Origin of the sequence: Bacillus sp. CH30_1T (assembly GCF_008364765.1) — a bacterium.
In the GTDB taxonomy this organism is placed as follows: Bacteria; Bacillota; Bacilli; order Bacillales; family Bacillaceae_B; genus Rossellomorea.
The window spans coordinates 18,605-34,374 of record NZ_VTUY01000011.1; the positions used below are offsets into that span (position 1 = coordinate 18,605).

At 42.4% G+C, this 15,770-nt stretch carries 19 protein-coding genes; 9 read left to right on the plus strand and 10 right to left on the minus strand.

Annotated features, from left to right (window positions below; translation table 11 throughout):
• Positions 1–129 precede the first annotated feature (129 nt).
• The 5 genes from F0342_RS19855 (at position 130) to F0342_RS19870 (ending at position 3,694) form a co-directional block, all read left to right on the plus strand.
• Positions 130–1,347 carry an NAD(P)/FAD-dependent oxidoreductase gene (locus tag F0342_RS19855; protein ID WP_149157583.1) on the plus strand — a complete coding sequence of 406 codons (1,218 nt, stop codon included), beginning with the start codon at positions 130–132 and terminating at the stop codon, positions 1,345–1,347.
• 80 nt (positions 1,348–1,427) lie between these two features.
• Positions 1,428–1,910, plus strand: coding sequence for an NUDIX domain-containing protein (locus F0342_RS19860; protein ID WP_149157584.1), 483 nt, complete (start codon positions 1,428–1,430; stop codon positions 1,908–1,910).
• A gap of 158 nt (positions 1,911–2,068) precedes the next feature.
• Positions 2,069–2,194: a YuiA family protein gene (locus tag F0342_RS25040; protein WP_172655674.1), complete on the plus strand. Its 126-nt coding sequence runs from the start codon at positions 2,069–2,071 to the stop codon at positions 2,192–2,194.
• 213 nt (positions 2,195–2,407) lie between these two features.
• On the plus strand, positions 2,408–2,725 hold the full coding sequence (locus F0342_RS19865; protein ID WP_262371868.1) for a YuiB family protein: 318 nt from the start codon (positions 2,408–2,410) through the stop codon (positions 2,723–2,725).
• Positions 2,726–2,989: 264 nt separating this feature from the next.
• Positions 2,990–3,694, plus strand: a complete 705-nt coding sequence (locus F0342_RS19870) for a 3D domain-containing protein (protein ID WP_149157585.1) — start codon at positions 2,990–2,992, stop codon at positions 3,692–3,694.
• A gap of 46 nt (positions 3,695–3,740) precedes the next feature.
• Here the strand turns inward: F0342_RS19870 and F0342_RS19875 are convergent, their stop codons facing one another.
• On the minus strand, positions 3,741–4,529 hold the full coding sequence (locus F0342_RS19875; protein WP_149157586.1) for an ABC transporter substrate-binding protein: 789 nt from the start codon (positions 4,527–4,529) through the stop codon (positions 3,741–3,743).
• Between the two features lie 10 nt (positions 4,530–4,539).
• Entirely contained in the window at positions 4,540–5,019 is a 480-nt protein-coding gene (locus F0342_RS19880; RefSeq protein ID WP_149157587.1) for a divergent PAP2 family protein, read from the minus strand.
• A 157-nt stretch (positions 5,020–5,176) separates the two neighbouring features.
• On the opposite strand from F0342_RS19880, the gene F0342_RS19885 reads away from it, so the two are divergent.
• Both F0342_RS19885 and F0342_RS19890 read left to right on the plus strand, forming a co-directional pair.
• Positions 5,177–6,682, plus strand: coding sequence for a leucyl aminopeptidase (locus tag F0342_RS19885; RefSeq protein ID WP_149157588.1), 1,506 nt, complete (start codon positions 5,177–5,179; stop codon positions 6,680–6,682).
• Between the two features lie 430 nt (positions 6,683–7,112).
• A complete protein-coding gene (locus F0342_RS19890) occupies positions 7,113–8,429 on the plus strand; it encodes a Na+/H+ antiporter family protein (protein ID WP_149157589.1) in 1,317 nt (438 codons plus the stop codon).
• 107 nt (positions 8,430–8,536) lie between these two features.
• Here the strand turns inward: F0342_RS19890 and F0342_RS19895 are convergent, their stop codons facing one another.
• Positions 8,537–8,923 (minus strand): YuzC family spore coat inner layer protein, encoded by a 387-nt coding sequence (locus F0342_RS19895; protein ID WP_188048632.1) that lies wholly within the window; start codon positions 8,921–8,923, stop codon positions 8,537–8,539.
• A gap of 176 nt (positions 8,924–9,099) precedes the next feature.
• Here F0342_RS19895 and F0342_RS19900 point away from each other — a divergent pair, with 176 nt between their 5' ends.
• On the plus strand, positions 9,100–9,483 hold the full coding sequence (locus F0342_RS19900; protein ID WP_149157591.1) for a PaaI family thioesterase: 384 nt from the start codon (positions 9,100–9,102) through the stop codon (positions 9,481–9,483).
• A gap of 84 nt (positions 9,484–9,567) precedes the next feature.
• Positions 9,568–9,936, plus strand: a complete 369-nt coding sequence (locus tag F0342_RS19905) for a DUF2188 domain-containing protein (RefSeq protein ID WP_149157592.1) — start codon at positions 9,568–9,570, stop codon at positions 9,934–9,936.
• A 58-nt stretch (positions 9,937–9,994) separates the two neighbouring features.
• Here the strand turns inward: F0342_RS19905 and mnhG are convergent, their stop codons facing one another.
• From mnhG to F0342_RS19940, 7 genes are read right to left on the minus strand one after another with little or no spacing between them, the layout of a single operon-like run.
• Positions 9,995–10,357: a monovalent cation/H(+) antiporter subunit G gene (gene mnhG, locus F0342_RS19910; RefSeq protein ID WP_149157593.1), complete on the minus strand. Its 363-nt coding sequence runs from the start codon at positions 10,355–10,357 to the stop codon at positions 9,995–9,997.
• On the minus strand, positions 10,341–10,625 hold the full coding sequence (locus F0342_RS19915) for a Na(+)/H(+) antiporter subunit F1 (RefSeq protein ID WP_113968950.1): 285 nt from the start codon (positions 10,623–10,625) through the stop codon (positions 10,341–10,343). The genes mnhG and F0342_RS19915 overlap by 17 nt, the downstream gene beginning before the upstream one ends.
• Positions 10,625–11,101: a Na+/H+ antiporter subunit E gene (locus F0342_RS19920; protein ID WP_148970746.1), complete on the minus strand. Its 477-nt coding sequence runs from the start codon at positions 11,099–11,101 to the stop codon at positions 10,625–10,627. Before F0342_RS19920 ends, F0342_RS19915 begins: the two co-directional genes overlap by 1 nt.
• Before the next feature lie 6 nt (positions 11,102–11,107).
• Positions 11,108–12,589, minus strand: coding sequence for a Na+/H+ antiporter subunit D (locus tag F0342_RS19925; protein ID WP_149157594.1), 1,482 nt, complete (start codon positions 12,587–12,589; stop codon positions 11,108–11,110).
• Positions 12,582–12,923, minus strand: a complete 342-nt coding sequence (locus tag F0342_RS19930) for a Na(+)/H(+) antiporter subunit C (protein WP_044338125.1) — start codon at positions 12,921–12,923, stop codon at positions 12,582–12,584. The genes F0342_RS19925 and F0342_RS19930 overlap by 8 nt, the downstream gene beginning before the upstream one ends.
• Positions 12,923–13,351 carry a Na(+)/H(+) antiporter subunit B gene (locus F0342_RS19935; RefSeq protein WP_149157595.1) on the minus strand — a complete coding sequence of 143 codons (429 nt, stop codon included), beginning with the start codon at positions 13,349–13,351 and terminating at the stop codon, positions 12,923–12,925. The genes F0342_RS19930 and F0342_RS19935 overlap by 1 nt, the downstream gene beginning before the upstream one ends.
• Positions 13,348–15,753, minus strand: a complete 2,406-nt coding sequence (locus F0342_RS19940; RefSeq protein ID WP_149157596.1) for a Na+/H+ antiporter subunit A — start codon at positions 15,751–15,753, stop codon at positions 13,348–13,350. Before F0342_RS19940 ends, F0342_RS19935 begins: the two co-directional genes overlap by 4 nt.
• Positions 15,754–15,770 lie beyond the last annotated feature (17 nt).

The window sequence follows — 15,770 nt, forward strand, 5'->3', positions numbered from 1 at the left end:
GATTTGTTTCAGTTTCTTGTCTATAGGGAAAAGGTAATGGCATCAGATTGAACGGGATAAAAAAGCATGATGTGGAGGACTCTAAGAGTATCCAAAGCAAATTTATCAAAAAAGGTGGATGTGATTCAGTTGAGAAAGCCAAGAATCGTTGTATTAGGTGCAGGTTATGGTGGATTAATGACGGTAACTCGTCTTCAAAAGCAATTAGGTACAAATGAAGCAGAAATTATTTTAGTTAATAAAAATGATTATCACTACGAAACCACTTGGTTACACGAAGCTTCCGCAGGTACACTTCATCATGATCGTGTACGTTACAACATTAAAGATGTTGTCAACACAAGCAAAGTAAACTTCTTACAAGCTACTGTTGAAGATATTAAAGTAGAAGAAAAGAAAGTCATCACAAGTGACGGTGAAGTAGAATTCGATTACCTTGTTGTTGCATTAGGTGCAGAATCTGAGACTTTCGGTATCCAAGGTCTTCATGAGCATGCATTCATGATTTCGAACATCAACTCTGCCCGTCAAATCCGCGAGCATATTGAATTACAATTTGCTACGTATAAAAATGAAGAAGAAAAGAAAGATGACCGACTTACAATCGTTGTAGGTGGAGCAGGATTCACTGGAATCGAATTCTTGGGTGAATTAGGGAACCGCGTTCCTGAACTTTGTCACGAATATGATATCGATCGCAAAAAAGTTCGCATTGTGTGCGTGGAAGCTGCACCTATGATTCTTCCAGGATTCGATCCTGAACTAGTGAAATACGCGCGTGCCAAGCTTGAGAAAAAAGGTGTTGAATTCCACATCGGAACTCCACTTAAAGAAGCGAAAGCTGACAGCGTCCTAATCGCTAAAGGTGAAGATGAAGTAGAAGAAATCAAGGCTGGTACGATCGTATGGGCTGCAGGTGTACGCGGTAACTCCATCATCGAAAGAGCTGGAATCGAAAACATGCGTGCCCGTGTGAAAATCAGCAAAGATCTTCGCGCTCCAGGTCATGACAACATCTTCATCATCGGTGACTGTTCACTTATGATCAATGAAGAAACAGAACGTCCATACCCACCGACTGCACAAATCGCGATGCAGCAAGGTGAAGTATGTGCCCGCAATATTGCTTCTTTACTGCACGATAAAGATCACTTGGAAGAATTCACTCCAGACATCAAAGGAACAGTATGTTCACTGGGTGAAGACGACGCAATCGGTGTCGTTTACGGTAAGAAAATCACTGGAACAAAAGCTTCCTTCATGAAGAAGGTAGTCGATAACCGTGCGCTTTACATGGTTGGTGGACCATCCCTTGTCTTCAAAAAAGGAAAGTTCAAATTCTTTTAAGCTCTAATGAATTAAATGAAAAGCAGGGTGGATTCCGCTCTGCTTTTTATTGTGGGGAATTGTTACGGAGGTGTTCGAGAGTGAAAAGAGGGAAGGTTTGGCTTGCGGTGGCAGGACTGGTCATAGATGAGAATGGTAAATGGCTTGTGGTGAAGAAGAAATACAGCGGTTTGAAAGGAATGTGGTCCCTGCCTGCTGGTTTTGTCAATGCCGGAGAAGCAGTAGATGATGCGGTTATGAGAGAAGTACGAGAGGAAACAGGATTACATACAAGCGTCAAAGGCATTGTAGGAGTCCGGTCAGGGGTCATCCAAAATGATGTCAGCGATAACATGCTGATTTTTCTGTTGGAATGCAAGGAAACTTATTCTATTCAAATCGAAGAAAAAGAATTGTGGGAGGTCGCGTGGAAGTCACCTCACGAATTATTGGAAGATGAAAAAACATCCGTCATGGTGCATGAGATGATTGAACAATTGGCTGTTCAAAACATATTAAGCCCGAAAGAAGGGATCGACCCAGGGGACCAATTCGCCTACACGAAGTACACATTATTTTTATAAAATTCTGTTAATTCTAAGAAAAAGAGAGATAATGAAAGAAAAGCTAAAATGTATTCGCTTTCTTAGCGGTACATCCCCTATAATGTCCCTTTTCTTTATTGGAGATAGATGATATATTATCAGAAAATTAAGAAATTAAAGAAAAGGGAGAGAGAATTATGAGAGCTACTGCAAGTACTAAAACGAAATATTGTCTTTATTGTTCAGGAAAAGGATACTTTCAGTTAGTATTGGGTGGTTCTGAAACGTGTCCGTGCTGCGGAGGCAGTGGGAAACAGAAATAAACCCTAAGAGATAGATCAAGAGGCAGACCTGAAGAAGGTGGATACTTCTATTAGAGGTATGGATCCTGAATTGGGTCTGTTTTTTTAGGGTCACCTGATAAGAAACATATGTTTATTTTGTGAATAAGCTAGAAATCTTCTTGAAAATATTGACGCTTTCATTACACTCGGGGTACACTAATCTTTAGTGTTTATGGAGGTGTAAACGGTAAAATGCCTATACATGTGATGTTAATTTCAATGCTTCTATTTTTTGTTCTATTTTTCGGAATAGGCTTTCTGTTAAATATGTTATTGCGTATGACGTGGATTATGGCCATCATCTATCCTATTGTCGTCATTTTTATTGTGGATGATGTTCGTTTTATAGATTATTTCCGAAATGCCGGCGAGTCGTTTTCTGAGTTAGGTACGAAAATCAGCCACTTGGCTGTAGCTGATCTTGTGATTTTAGGAAGTGGGCTGGCAGGAGCGATTCTTTCAGGAGTCGTGATGAGAATTTTAAGAGCAAAAGGATATCGAATGTTTTAAAAGCATCCGTTTAACCGAGGGACCTCCCCTAAGTTGAACGGTTTTTTATTATGATTTTTTTCGAAAATTGTACATACTAGTTGAAGTAGGAAATAGGTTATATCCACTGCAATGTCGCCTATGAGCGGTGAAGTTCATCTATAGGGAACGCTTAAAGCTATAACTTGAATTATTTCCAAATATTGAAAATATTCGATTTTTTTCTCAATTTATGCATATATATCCTCCTGGTTGGGAAGTATTAAAGGTGGGAGGAGTGAATACATGAATTTGTTTAAAACATGGACGAAGAGATTCGTTATGGTCAGTTTGTTCATCCTGGCACTGGGAACCACTTTTCAATCAGTCTCCGGAGTAGAGGCTCAAACCTTTAAAACCTGGTTGATGGACAAGGGTGACCGTGATCAAAACAGTTTGAATTATAAAGAACATCAGACAAATCGTTTAGGATTGTCATTTAAATTTCTTAAGAGGCTAGCAGGCTTTGAAACTCAGATATCCGCAAGTACACCCGTTGAACCGAGGACGTTGGAAGAGTCCGTTGATTGGGATCAGTATACCAAACATAAGGTAGTAGCCACAGGCTATACAGCCGGGATTGAATCGACCGGGAAGAATCCTGGGCACCCCCTTTACGGAATTACATATTCAGGAGTGAAAGTGAAACGTGATTTATATTCTACGATTGCAGCCGATCTTTCCGTTTATCCTATTGGTACCATTCTTTTCATCCCCCAATATGGATATGGGGTTGTAGCCGATAAAGGGAGCGCTATTAAGGGGAATAGACTAGACCTCTATTATGAGACAGTCGATGATGTGTATAATGAATGGGGTAAACAGACACTGGATGTATATGTGATCCAGATGGGTGCAGGTAAGTTATCCGAACAGCAATTAGTAGCTCTTAATGAAAATAAATCTATGCAGGTGTTTAGACAGCAGATTTTATCGCCTAAAGAAGAATAATCAAGAAAAGCACGCAGTTCATGATGAACTACGTGCTTTTTTAACATCATTGGACCTCTTTATACAATTCTGGATGAAGCATCCTGGCAAGCTTGACAGCTCCCTTTAATAGTAGAGGGGACGGCCTGCAATAGAGGGCTTCTTCCAGGACAAAAATTCGATCCTGTTGAACAGCTCTCAAGTCGTTCCATCCTGGACGCTTCTTCACGATATCAGGTTTAACCCGTTTCTGCTGAACGCCGACCCAGGCAAGACATATATAGTCGGGGTCGCGTTTTTGTACATCTTCCCAATCCGTTTGAACACTCGCCAGATCCACATCATCAAAGAGATTCCGTGCACCAATCATCTCGCTCAACTCGGTTAACCAGTTGATCTTACCAGGGGTGAAAACAGGCTTTGGCCACCATTCCCAGTAGAGAGAGGGAGGATGTTGAACCCCGGAACTAATCGTTTTTAAGCGTTTTACGGTTTGCAGAAATTCACTCTGACGGTTCATGGCATGTTCTTCAGATCCACACGCTTTTCCAACCGTTAAAAGATCTTCTGCTATATCAGAAAAGCTCTGAGGATTTAACGTAATATGGGGGATGTTCCGCTTAACCAGATTTTCTATGTTTTTTTCCATTCCTGGTACACTTAATGAAGAAAACACCAAATCAGGCTCCAAGGACTCCAATTTATCCATATTAATGGAGAGATCTGGTCCGAGCCTGGGAAGTGATTGGACCTCTTCAGGATAATCGGAGTAATCATCGACTCCTACGAGGAGTGAAGTTAATCCGAGGTAATCGATTATTTCTGTATTACTTGGACAGATTGAAACAATTCTCATCTTGCCACTCCTATGCATAAAAGAAATAATGAAGAAGAAGGGTCAGAATAATCCCGGAAAGTCCACCAAAGAACACTTCAATGGGTTTGTGTCCGAGTAATTCCTTTAACTCCTTGCGCTTTTCCTGTTCAGGCTTGTTCTGCCAGCCTTTTGCTTCTGACATGAACCTTTGGAAATCGACCATCAATCGATTCAGGACAATGGCTTGTTCTCCTGCCTGTCTTCTGACACCCGTTGCGTCAAACATCGTAATGATGGCAAACATGGCGGAAACTGCAAAGATTGGTGAATCCACGCCTACTTCCAAGGCTACTCCAGTAGATAATGCCGTGACGGCAGCTGAATGGGAACTCGGCATCCCGCCTGTTGAGGTGATTAATGACCAATTTAATTCCCTGGTCGCGATAAACTGTATGGGAACCTTAACAAACTGAGCAAAAAAGATTGAAAATAAAGATGCCCATAATGGAAAATTAAAAAATACTTCCATGCTGTGAAATGCCACCCTTTCAATTGTTTGAATAAAAATAATGTTCTCATTATATCATACCCTATTTACCTCTTTAATTAACTTTGTGGATCGGTTTGTTAGAAAGTCGAAATAATGGGACATTTTCGCTATAATAGAGGGTGGAGGTGTCGGATAAATGAAATTTTCGATTAATCATAATGACATAACAGCTGCTAATCAGCAGTGCCTGGTTGTTGGGGTTCACACTCAGCCAACATTTGAAGGGAAGCTTAAAGAGCTTGACCACAAGTTCGAGGGCTATCTTACACAGCTGGTAAAAGACGGGGACATATCTTCAAAAGCAAAGAAAGTAACCAAAGTACATACGTTTGGAAAGCTCAAAACAAAGAGATTATTGTTCGTTGGTCTAGGAAAACAAAAAGAGCTTACGTTTGATTCTTTAAAAGAATCGTTAGGGGTAGCATCAAAAGCTTTAAAGCAGATGAAGGTATCTTCTTTTTCAGTGGCACTGGATACGTTTATTTCTGAAGAAATGGTAGCAACAGATGCAGCTCATGCATTTATGGAAGCCTTTACGATGTCTACATATGAGTTCCATGGCTATAAGAAGAAATCAAATCAACCGGAAGTACACGTAGAGTCGATTGAGTTCTTTACAAGCGCAGACTCTAAAGAAGTAGAGACGGCCTTACATATCGGATCCGCCTTTGGAAACGGAGTCAATTCAGCTCGTACGCTGGTGAACACTCCTGGTAATCTATTAACCTCCACTAAATTAGCTGAATACGCGCTTGAATTAGCGGAACGATATAACTTTGAAGTTGAAATTTTGGATAAAGAGGAAATGGAGCATCTGGGCATGGGCGCACTGCTCGCTGTAAACCAGGGATCGGTTGAACCTCCCAAAATGATCGTTCTTAAGTACAACGGGAAAGATGAGTGGAAAGATGTCATCGGTTTGGTTGGAAAAGGAATTACCTTTGATACAGGCGGTTATTCCATTAAGCCTAAAGATGGAATCGTCGGAATGAAAACAGATATGGGTGGAGCTGCAGCGGTTCTGGGTGCCATGGAAATCATCGGCGAAATCAAACCGGAACAAAACGTCGTTGCCGTCATTCCTTCAACAGACAATATGGTGAGCGGCTCTGCATTCAAGCCAGACGATGTGATTACATCAATGAGCGGTAAAACCATTGAAGTGTTAAATACAGACGCTGAGGGCCGTCTCGCACTTGCTGACGGTATGACCTATGCAAAGCATCAAGGAGCAAATTATTTAGTGGACGTTGCAACTTTAACTGGTGGAGTCATTATTGCTTTGGGTGAAGACAAAACGGGGGCACTCACGAATAATGAAGCGTTCTTCGAGCAAGTGTTGGAAGCGTCAGGGGAATCGGGTGAATATATCTGGCAGCTTCCTTATACGGAAAACGACAAGAAGCGCGTTCGTGGAAGTGATATTGCCGACTTGAACAACTCACCGGGACGAGCAGGTCATGCCATCATGGGTGGGGCATTTGTCGGAGAGTTTGCTGAAGGTCTTCCTTGGGTACACCTTGATATTGCCGGTACGGCTACTAGTAAAGGTAGCTATGAACTCGGCCCGAAAGGCGGAACGGGTGTCATGGCAAGAACGCTTGCGCTATTAGTTGAGCGCTTTGTGCCTTTAGAAAAATAATATGATGGAATGGTGAGTCTTTTTTCAGTGTTTAAGCATGATGACACTGAAAGAAGGCTTTTTTTTGTGAGAATTCATGATTTGGAATGAATGGGTGACGAAAATGTGGTAAATACCGGGATTAAGTTGAGGGTGAACTGGTAATCCGGCCGTTTACCTTCAGAATCCCGCCGAAAAAAATCCAGCCACTTTTCTTCAGAATCCAGCCTAAAAGGAGAAAAATCAGTCGGTTTTGATCAGAATCCGGTCAATTTACATTTAATGGATAATCGTCTCGATCTTTCACTCCCCCTTTTACTCTGCTAAAGTGTTGACAAACTCTCTTTATCTTGTTAAAGTTGAAATTGTGATTTTATTACTCTACCAATTTAGCGAACTAAAGTAAAAACGATATATCGTTGTATGGAGGATTTTGAGGAGGAAGGTAGTTATGAACGCAGTTGTTATAGCGGTTCTTGTCATGCTTGTACTAAGCTTGGTACGAGTGAATGTTGTATTCGCCCTGATCACTGGTGCGTTAGTCGGAGGATTGACTGGTGGGCTGGGATTAAACGAGACGATATCCATATTTACTGAAGGAATCAGCGGCGGGGCAAGTATCGCCTTGAGTTATGCATTACTGGGTGGATTCGCGGTGGCGATTTCCTACACGGGAATCCCGAATCTGCTTGTTGACTGGGTACTTAAAGTAGTTGGGAAAAAAGGCGATTCTAGAAAAACAGCCCTTTCGAAAGCACTTATTGTTTTATCTATTTTATTTATGGCCTGTTTTTCACAAAATGTGATTCCGATTCATATTGCCTTTATTCCTATTTTGATTCCACCTTTACTGAAGGTGATGACAGAGTTGCGTATTGACAGACGATTAATCGCATCCGTGATTACGTTTGGTTTAACCGCTCCCTATATTCTTTTGCCAGTAGGATTCGGCTTGCAGTTTCATGAAATCATTGCTCAAAACATGGGCTCAAGCGGTATGGGAATTGCATTGGGTGATATTCCGAAAGCAATGCTAATCCCAGTAGGTGGCATGGTGATCGGGTTACTTATCGCCGTATTTGTGAGCTATCGTAAACCAAGGGAATACATTGAGCGAGAAGAAGTGATTGCAGAAGAAAAGGTCGTGTACAATAAAAGAGCGATGATTTTCGCTCTCGTTTCCATCGTAGTCGCTCTATATGTTCAGCTTCAGCTGGAATCAATGATATTCGGTGCATTAGCTGGTATTGCCGTTCTATACATCACAGGATCGGTTAAATGGAAAGAGGCTGACGGGTTACTGAATGAAGGAATGAAAATGATGGCATTCATAGGCTTTGTGATGATCACTGCATCAGGCTTTGCTGAAGTGGTTAAGGCCACTGGAGATGTCGAAACATTGGTTGAAGCGACTGCTGACGTAATCGGCGGAAACCAGGCATTAGCTGCTCTGATCATGTTGATCGTCGGACTTCTGGTGACAATGGGCATCGGATCTTCATTCGCTACGATTCCGATCATCGCAGCCATCTTCGTACCGCTTGCCATGGAACTTGGATTCAGTCCCCTCGCAACGATTGCGATTGTCGGGACCTCTGGGGCACTTGGTGACGCAGGTTCGCCGGCATCGGACAGTACGCTAGGACCGACAGCCGGATTAAATGCGGATGGACAGCATAACCACATTTGGGACACGTGTGTACCAACATTCTTACACTACAATATTCCGCTGATACTCTTCGGCTGGGTTGCAGCCATTATTCTATAAAAAGCAAGGGACAAGTGCCCTTGAAATAATGAGGACAGCAGTGTCTCCTATGACACTGCTGTTCTTTCGTTATGGTAACAAGGATGGAATGTTCCAAAGCCCATACACTACATCCACCGGACAATCACAATCAAATGACAGCAATCCACCTGACCAAGCTTCTCATCGAAGACTAAACGCACACCATCAGGGTTAAATGAGACGACAGGCTGTACTTTTGTGTCGATGGTTTGAAGTAGTTTATGTACTTCAGGGAGGTTCGATTGCTGTGCAGCACTCATAAACTTCTTTGAATAATCTTTAGAGTTGTTAATTCGTTGCAGCACCTTTTGGGCATCATCCATCAAGCTTAACGTTTTACCTGCTGAAGACATAAACGTGTTGCTATCAACAGGAGGATAATTGCGATTATATGAAAAAACAGGTTGTGACCTTGAATAAATAGGCGGGTAGGGGCGTTGAACAGGCGGGTAAAAAGGATGGTACCGATACATAACATAACCCCTTTCTTAGGAATGCTCTAAGAAAATGTATGAAAAGGAAGAGGGAATTATTCATGAAATAAAAAGGGAGATGGGGAGAGCGGGTAAGCCCTTTAGGGAAAATAAAGGATTTTCGCAACCTCTCTCGAAAAGATAGTATAGAAGAATATTATGATGAGGTGATGAACATGAATATGGAAAATACATTAATCAGTACATTAGGGATTGAGTTTGTGGAACTTGGGAAAGGGAAAGTAATTGCGACGATGCCGGTGAACGAAAACACCAGGCAGCCATTCGGATTCCTTCATGGAGGAGCATCAGTGGCACTTGCAGAAACGGTTGCGAGTGTCGGGGCGGTGCAGTTAATTGATCTGGATAAGGAGATTTGCTTCGGTTTGGAGATCAATGCCAATCATATTAAAGCAAAGCGTGAAGGCCTTGTTACTGCCACAGGAACGGTGATGCACCAAGGGAGAACCACAATGGTTTGGGAGATTAAGATCACAGATGAGGAAGATCAATTGATCTGTGTTTCAAGGTGTACGATGGCAGTTGTGCCAAAACGCTAAATGGAAATCTTACATATCCGAATGTTTAAAAAGTGAATAAATGGGAAATCAATAACTAACCATTAGATTAGGAGGCTTTATTTAATGAGTTGGACAAAAAATGATTATCCTGATTCACTGAAGAACCTGCCTGCGGATGTTCGGAACAAAGCCATTGAGATTGCAAATGCTCTTCTCGATGAAGGGTATGAAGAGGGACGGGCGATTGCGATTGCCACTGATCGGGCTCATAAGTCCGAAGAAGGAAATGCTTCGGATAAAACCGAATATCATGTCAGTCCACATGACGACGGCTGGCAGTTAAAGAAAGCAGATGGACAACGTGCCATCCTGGTAGAAGAGACAAAGGATAAGCTGTTGTCAAAGGCGAAGGACTATGTGACGGATCATTCCGGCACGCTTGTTGTACACAAACAGGATGGAAGCGTGGAAAATCATTTGTATCAACAATAAGAAAAAGGCTTGATCACCCGAGGAAATCCTCGTATGGTCAAGCCTTTTTGTATGTTTCTTATTGGCTGTTTTGACGATCGTATTCTTTTTTATTCTTCAGATCATCCCGAACACTTTTATCCCAGAGCTTAACCCCGGAATTATAGGCAGCTCTTGAGATGAGGTGTCCAGCAACTGGTGCCGTTACAAAGATGAAGACGATGGTCAGAATCAGTCTTGAATTAAAGTGTCCATGCTCCAAATAAAAGTAAAGGAATGTTGCCAAAAGAATCGACATCACGCCCAGTGTCGCACTTTTAGAAGCCGCATGATTTCTCGTATATACATCCGGGAGTCTCAGCAAACCAAAGGCAGTGACCAGGCTGAGAAACCCTCCTACTACTAAGAAAAACCCGATGAAAAATCTAATGATCTCGCTCACGTTCGATGATCTCCCCTTTCTCTAAGAACTTTGAAAAGGCAACGGTTCCTAAGAAAGCTAGAATCCCAAGAAGGAGAATAACTTCTAAGAAGGCGTAAGTATCGAGCATCATGGATACGAGGGCGATGATGGCAATCAGATTGATACCGATTGCATCCAAGGCTACCACACGGTCGGGGGTGGTTGGCCCTTTCACAACCCTGTATACAAGTCCCAGCATGGATAGGGAGACGCATAGCAGTGTGATTTGGAAAATCGTGTGTAACATTAGCGACTCACCTCCATAATGGCTTTTTCAAAGGAATTTTTAATCTCATCAATGGCTTGATCCACATCAGGGATATCGATGGCATGGACATAAAGGATCTTATTATCATACGATACATCCATCACGAGTGTCCCGGGTGTTAAGGTAATGAGATTAGCTAATAAGGTAATCTCCCAATCTGTTTTTAAGTCTGTCGGTAAAGCAAAGATTCCCGGTTGAAAATCGAGCTTCGGTCTCAGGATCGTTTTTAAGACCGAGATGTTAGCAAGGATCAGTTCTTTTAAAAACAGGAAGAATAAATTGATCACGGCAGCCACGCGTAATAAATAAAATCGTGAGTTGAAAAATCTTCTGAATGCAAAAATCACAAGCAATCCTAGCAAATAGCCAATAATAAATGACTGAGAAGTAAAGGATACCGAAAGAAACATCCAGACAAAGGCCAGGAAAAAGTTTAATAAAATTTGAAATGCCATTCTACATTACTCCTTTAACACTGCGTCTATATAGAGATTCGGATTCACCAGTACTTCTGCTGCTTGTGAGAATAAAGGACGGACCGCCTCGGCACCAAAGCCGTAACATACGGCTAACACGACGAGTATTGCGGAAGTCATCCATAAATAACGAGCATGACCTTTTGAAACTCCGTTGTATTCTTTCGGAGTTCCCCATATACCGTTCAGGAATATTTTGATAACAGAATACAGTACCATTAGACTTGATGCCAGAATGACACCAGCGCCTACATAGGCTTCAGCAGCAAAGCTTCCTCTTAGAATTAATAGTTTCCCTATAAACCCACTCAAAGGAGGGATACCTGCCAAGGAGAAGGTTGCCACGAGGAACGTCCAGCCGAGCCACGGGTACTCTTTAATGAGACCGCCCATTTTCTTGAGGTTGGTTGTGCCGGTTATGGCAATCATCACTCCAACCAGGAGGAATAGGGCCGCTTTAATAATCATGTCATGAACGAGATAGTAAATCGCCCCTTCTAATGCTTCAGGGTTCATGGTTGACACCCCGAACAAGATCACACCAACTGCAATGATGATGTTGTAGATGATGATCTTCTTAACATCCCAATACGCGATGGCCCCGATACAGCCAAGGACGATTGTCAGGATGGCTAACATACTCAGGATTTCATGTGTGTACCCGATGTCATGATAGAAGAATAACGTGTACGTTCGTAAAATCGAATAGATTCCCACTTTCGTGAGCAAGGCACCGAATAAAGCAAGTACGGGTGTTGGTGGTGCGTAATACGAGCCTGGTAACCAAAAGTAAAGAGGGAAGATCGCCCCCTTAAGTCCAAAGACTAAGAGAAACATGATAGCGATCGCTGTAAGTATCCCCGGCTGATTCACCTCAGCAATCTTTCTCGAAATATCTGCCATATTCAATGTCCCTACCACGGAATACAAGTACGCCACGGCAATGACGAATAGAGCAGAGGAGATGACATTCACGAGAATGTATTTTATTCCCTCACGCAATTGAGCCTTCGTCCCGCCTAGAACGAGCAGAACATATGAACTCATCAGCATCACTTCGAAAAAGACGAAGAGGTTAAAGATATCCCCGGTTGTAAATGCCCCGTTCACTCCCACCAATAGGAACTGAACAACAGGGTAGTAGTAGAATCGTTCTCTGTCTGCCCCTATCGACTTAAAGGAATACAGTAAAACGACAAGTGTGATGATGCTTGTCGTCGTCACCAGTAAAGCAGAGAGCATATCAGAAACAAGTGTAATCCCAAAAGGGGCCACCCAGCTTCCTAAGTTAATCGTTTGTATTCCATCATTGTAGATGGTGTTAATGAGTACAAGGGATGCTGCAATGGTAGCCAGAGTCGAAATGGCTGAAATTCCACGTTGTACTTTCACATATTTGCTGACAAACATTAAGATAATCGCCGTAAATAACGGGATTAATATAGGTAGTATTAATAAGTTAGTCATTTCCTTCGTTTCCTCTCATTTGATCCATATTATCCGTTCCAAGCTCTTGATATGCCCGATAAGCAAGAACAAGGAAGAAAGCTGTCACTCCAAAGCTGATAACAATCGCTGTTAAAATCAATGCTTGTGGTAACGGATCGACATAAGATTTTGCGTGTTCTCCAAGAAGAGGTGCAGCTCCTCCTTTTAGACCACTAATGGAAAGAAGTAAAAGATGCGCGCCGTGACTCAACAATGCTGTTCCAATAATGATTCGGAGCAAGCTTTTGGATAACATTAAGTAAACGGCGATCGTAATAAGGATTCCGACAACAATGGCCATTAATATTTCCATTATTCGCTCACCCCAATCGTTTGAATAATGGTCATCGTGACACCGATCACAACCAGATACACTCCCGTATCAAATAAGACGGCTGTATGCAGGGATGTCTTCCCTAACAGCGGAAGATGGAAATAATCGTACGCATGAGTCAGGAAAGGCACATCAAACAGAAGTGCCCCCGCAGAAGTCGCTACTGCCAGGAGTAAACCGATAGCAGTAATGATTTTATAATCCACCGGCAGGATATTAACTACCGTTTTGATATCATACGCCAACAACAGTAGTACAAGCGCAGCCGAAGTCATCAAGCCTCCAATAAAGCCTCCTCCCGGGGTATAGTGCCCTGCGAAGAAAAGTCTCAGAGAAAACAGGATAATGATGAATGCGACAACGTTCGTTACGGTTTGTAAGATGACGTCATTCGTTTTTGTTTTCATCCTTCTTTCCCCCTTGTCAAACGCAATTTAATCATGGAGAAAATACCAAGTGCGGCTATCGCCAACACACAAATTTCAAATAATGTATCAAATCCACGGAAGTCAACGAGTATGACGTTTACCATGTTCTTACCGCCGGCTTCTTCATACACATTCTCGATGTAATAGCTTGAAATCGAATCGAAAAGTTTTGTGCTGTATGCAGAAATTGCAAATAAGGTAACGACTAGACCCACACCTATCGCAATCAATGCATTTCCAAGCTTAAATCTCATTCGTTCTTCATGCCTGCTTAATGGAGGCAGGTGATAGAAGCAGAGTAAGAATAGAGCAACAGACACCGTCTCAATCACAAGCTGCGTCAGAGCCAAGTCTGGAGCACGGAATAATACGAAGAATAGAGAAACCGTATATCCGGCAGCTCCCAACGAAATGATGGATGTTAATCGAGACTTTGCAAACAAGATGGTAACCGAGCTGATAACAAGTAAAAGCGCTATAGCCACCTCATAGACTCCGATCGGAGCCAATTCCTCCGTATTGATCGCAAATGCTCCTTTGAACCACATACTAAACAACAGTACGGCAATTAAGAAGGAGAAGATATATACGAGATACGAACGGATAAAGCCTGTCATATAACCCTTCGTAAAGCTATATGCTCCTCGTTCGCTACCGATTAATCCGCCATCATAAAATGAATTCAACGTGAAACGTTCCGGTATCCAAGTGTATATCTTTCTCCATCTTGGAAGTAAGAGATATAACAGAATTCCAAATAGGATGACTCCAAATGTCATAAACAGTTCAGGAGTGAAGCCATGCCAGAATGAAATATGAGTTTTGACTGCATGTCCTTCCTGAATGAGGCTAGGAGTAATGGAAGCTACTGCCGGAGCGATGATTCGTTCTGAAAGGATATTTGGAAAGAAACCAAAAATAATCACAAGTGAAGCCAGGATAATTGGAGAAATCAGCATTCCAAGTGGAGCTTCATGTGGTTTCTTTTCGAGTTTCTCCGGTTGATGCTTACCAGTAAAGGTTTTAAACACAAGAATCATGCTGTAAATAAACGTGAACACACTACCGACCCAGGCAAGGATCGGGAAAATCATACCTACTGTATCCAGGTTGAATATATCCATTTCAAGGACCCTTACCATTCCTGTAAAGAACATTTCTTTACTAAGGAAGCCATTAAATGGAGGAAGTCCTGCCATGGAGAAGGCTCCGATGATCGCAATGGTGAAGGTGATCGGCATGAAATTCATCAACCCGCCAAGCTTACGGATATCCCTGGTGCCTGTTTCATGATCAATAATTCCGACAACCATGAACAAGCTTCCTTTGAAGGTGGCGTGATTAATCAAATGGAAAACGGCAGCAAGGGTAGCAACCATATAAATATTTTCATCTAATTGACTGTAGTGAAGAGCAGCTGCGCCGACTCCCAATAAAGACATGATTAGACCAAGTTGACTTACGGTTGAAAATGCCAGTATTCCTTTGAGGTCTGTTTGTTTCACTGCATTAAAGGAACCCCAGAATAGTGTAAAGATACCGAATCCGCCAACAAGCCACAACCATACACTTGATTCAGCGAATACAGGACTCAAGCGGGCAACAAGATAAATACCGGCTTTAACCATTGTGGCAGAATGCAGGTACGCACTGACCGGTGTCGGTGCCTCCATGGCATCCGGTAACCAAATGTGGAACGGGAATTGAGCGGACTTCGTGAAAGCCCCCAACAGGACCAGAAGTAATGCTGGAAGGAAAAGTGCTTCTGTCATTAACTGATCGGATTGCATGACTAATTCCCTGATGCTGAAGGTCCCGCTCATCAGATAGAGAAGTAAGAATCCCCCAAGCATGCTCAGTCCACCAAAGACGGTAATGAGCATGGATTTCTGGGCTCCGTATCTTGACCGCTCACGGTGATACCAGTAGCCAATCAATAAGAATGAGGAAATGGATGTGAATTCCCAGAACATATAAAGAACGATCAAGTTATCCGATAGGACAACTCCCAACATCGCCCCCATGAACATCATTAAATATACATAAAAATTATGTAGTTGTTCTTTCTTCTTATCTAAGTAATAAATCGAGTACAGGACAACCAGTGAACCGATTCCTGTGATAAGCAGGGCGAACAGTAATCCCAGTCCGTCAACGTAGGCGATGAAGTTGATCCCGAAGGACGGCATCCACTCCAAGGTTTCCTTGACGGTATCTCCATTCTTAGTGATGGAGATGAATTGGAAAAAGTAAGTGAATAAAGCGACTGGAAGCAGTAATACGAACCAACCAGTATGTACATTCCGAAATGCCTTATAAAGAAATGGAATGAGTATGGCAAATAAAAAAGGCGATACAATAGCCCAATGTAACAAAGTCATATAAAACCCCCCTCATG

Excerpts from the sequence above, each read along its gene's own strand:
- F0342_RS25040 (WP_172655674.1), top strand. The coding sequence starts at position 2,069 with ATGAGAGCTACTGCAAGTACTAAAACGAAATATTGTCTTTATTGTTCA.
- F0342_RS19865 (WP_262371868.1), top strand. The coding sequence starts at position 2,408 with ATGCCTATACATGTGATGTTAATTTCAATGCTTCTATTTTTTGTTCTA.
- F0342_RS19870 (WP_149157585.1), top strand. The coding sequence starts at position 2,990 with ATGAATTTGTTTAAAACATGGACGAAGAGATTCGTTATGGTCAGTTTG.
- F0342_RS19875 (WP_149157586.1), bottom strand. The coding sequence starts at position 4,529 with ATGAGAATTGTTTCAATCTGTCCAAGTAATACAGAAATAATCGATTAC.
- F0342_RS19880 (WP_149157587.1), bottom strand. The coding sequence starts at position 5,019 with ATGGAAGTATTTTTTAATTTTCCATTATGGGCATCTTTATTTTCAATC.
- F0342_RS19885 (WP_149157588.1), top strand. The coding sequence starts at position 5,177 with ATGAAATTTTCGATTAATCATAATGACATAACAGCTGCTAATCAGCAG.
- F0342_RS19890 (WP_149157589.1), top strand. The coding sequence starts at position 7,113 with ATGAACGCAGTTGTTATAGCGGTTCTTGTCATGCTTGTACTAAGCTTG.
- F0342_RS19895 (WP_188048632.1), bottom strand. The coding sequence starts at position 8,923 with ATGTATCGGTACCATCCTTTTTACCCGCCTGTTCAACGCCCCTACCCG.
- F0342_RS19900 (WP_149157591.1), top strand. The coding sequence starts at position 9,100 with ATGAATATGGAAAATACATTAATCAGTACATTAGGGATTGAGTTTGTG.
- F0342_RS19905 (WP_149157592.1), top strand. The coding sequence starts at position 9,568 with ATGAGTTGGACAAAAAATGATTATCCTGATTCACTGAAGAACCTGCCT.
- F0342_RS19915 (WP_113968950.1), bottom strand. The coding sequence starts at position 10,625 with ATGTTACACACGATTTTCCAAATCACACTGCTATGCGTCTCCCTATCC.
- F0342_RS19920 (WP_148970746.1), bottom strand. The coding sequence starts at position 11,101 with ATGGCATTTCAAATTTTATTAAACTTTTTCCTGGCCTTTGTCTGGATG.
- F0342_RS19925 (WP_149157594.1), bottom strand. The coding sequence starts at position 12,589 with ATGACTAACTTATTAATACTACCTATATTAATCCCGTTATTTACGGCG.
- F0342_RS19930 (WP_044338125.1), bottom strand. The coding sequence starts at position 12,923 with ATGGAAATATTAATGGCCATTGTTGTCGGAATCCTTATTACGATCGCC.
- F0342_RS19935 (WP_149157595.1), bottom strand. The coding sequence starts at position 13,351 with ATGAAAACAAAAACGAATGACGTCATCTTACAAACCGTAACGAACGTT.
- F0342_RS19940 (WP_149157596.1), bottom strand. The coding sequence starts at position 15,753 with ATGACTTTGTTACATTGGGCTATTGTATCGCCTTTTTTATTTGCCATA.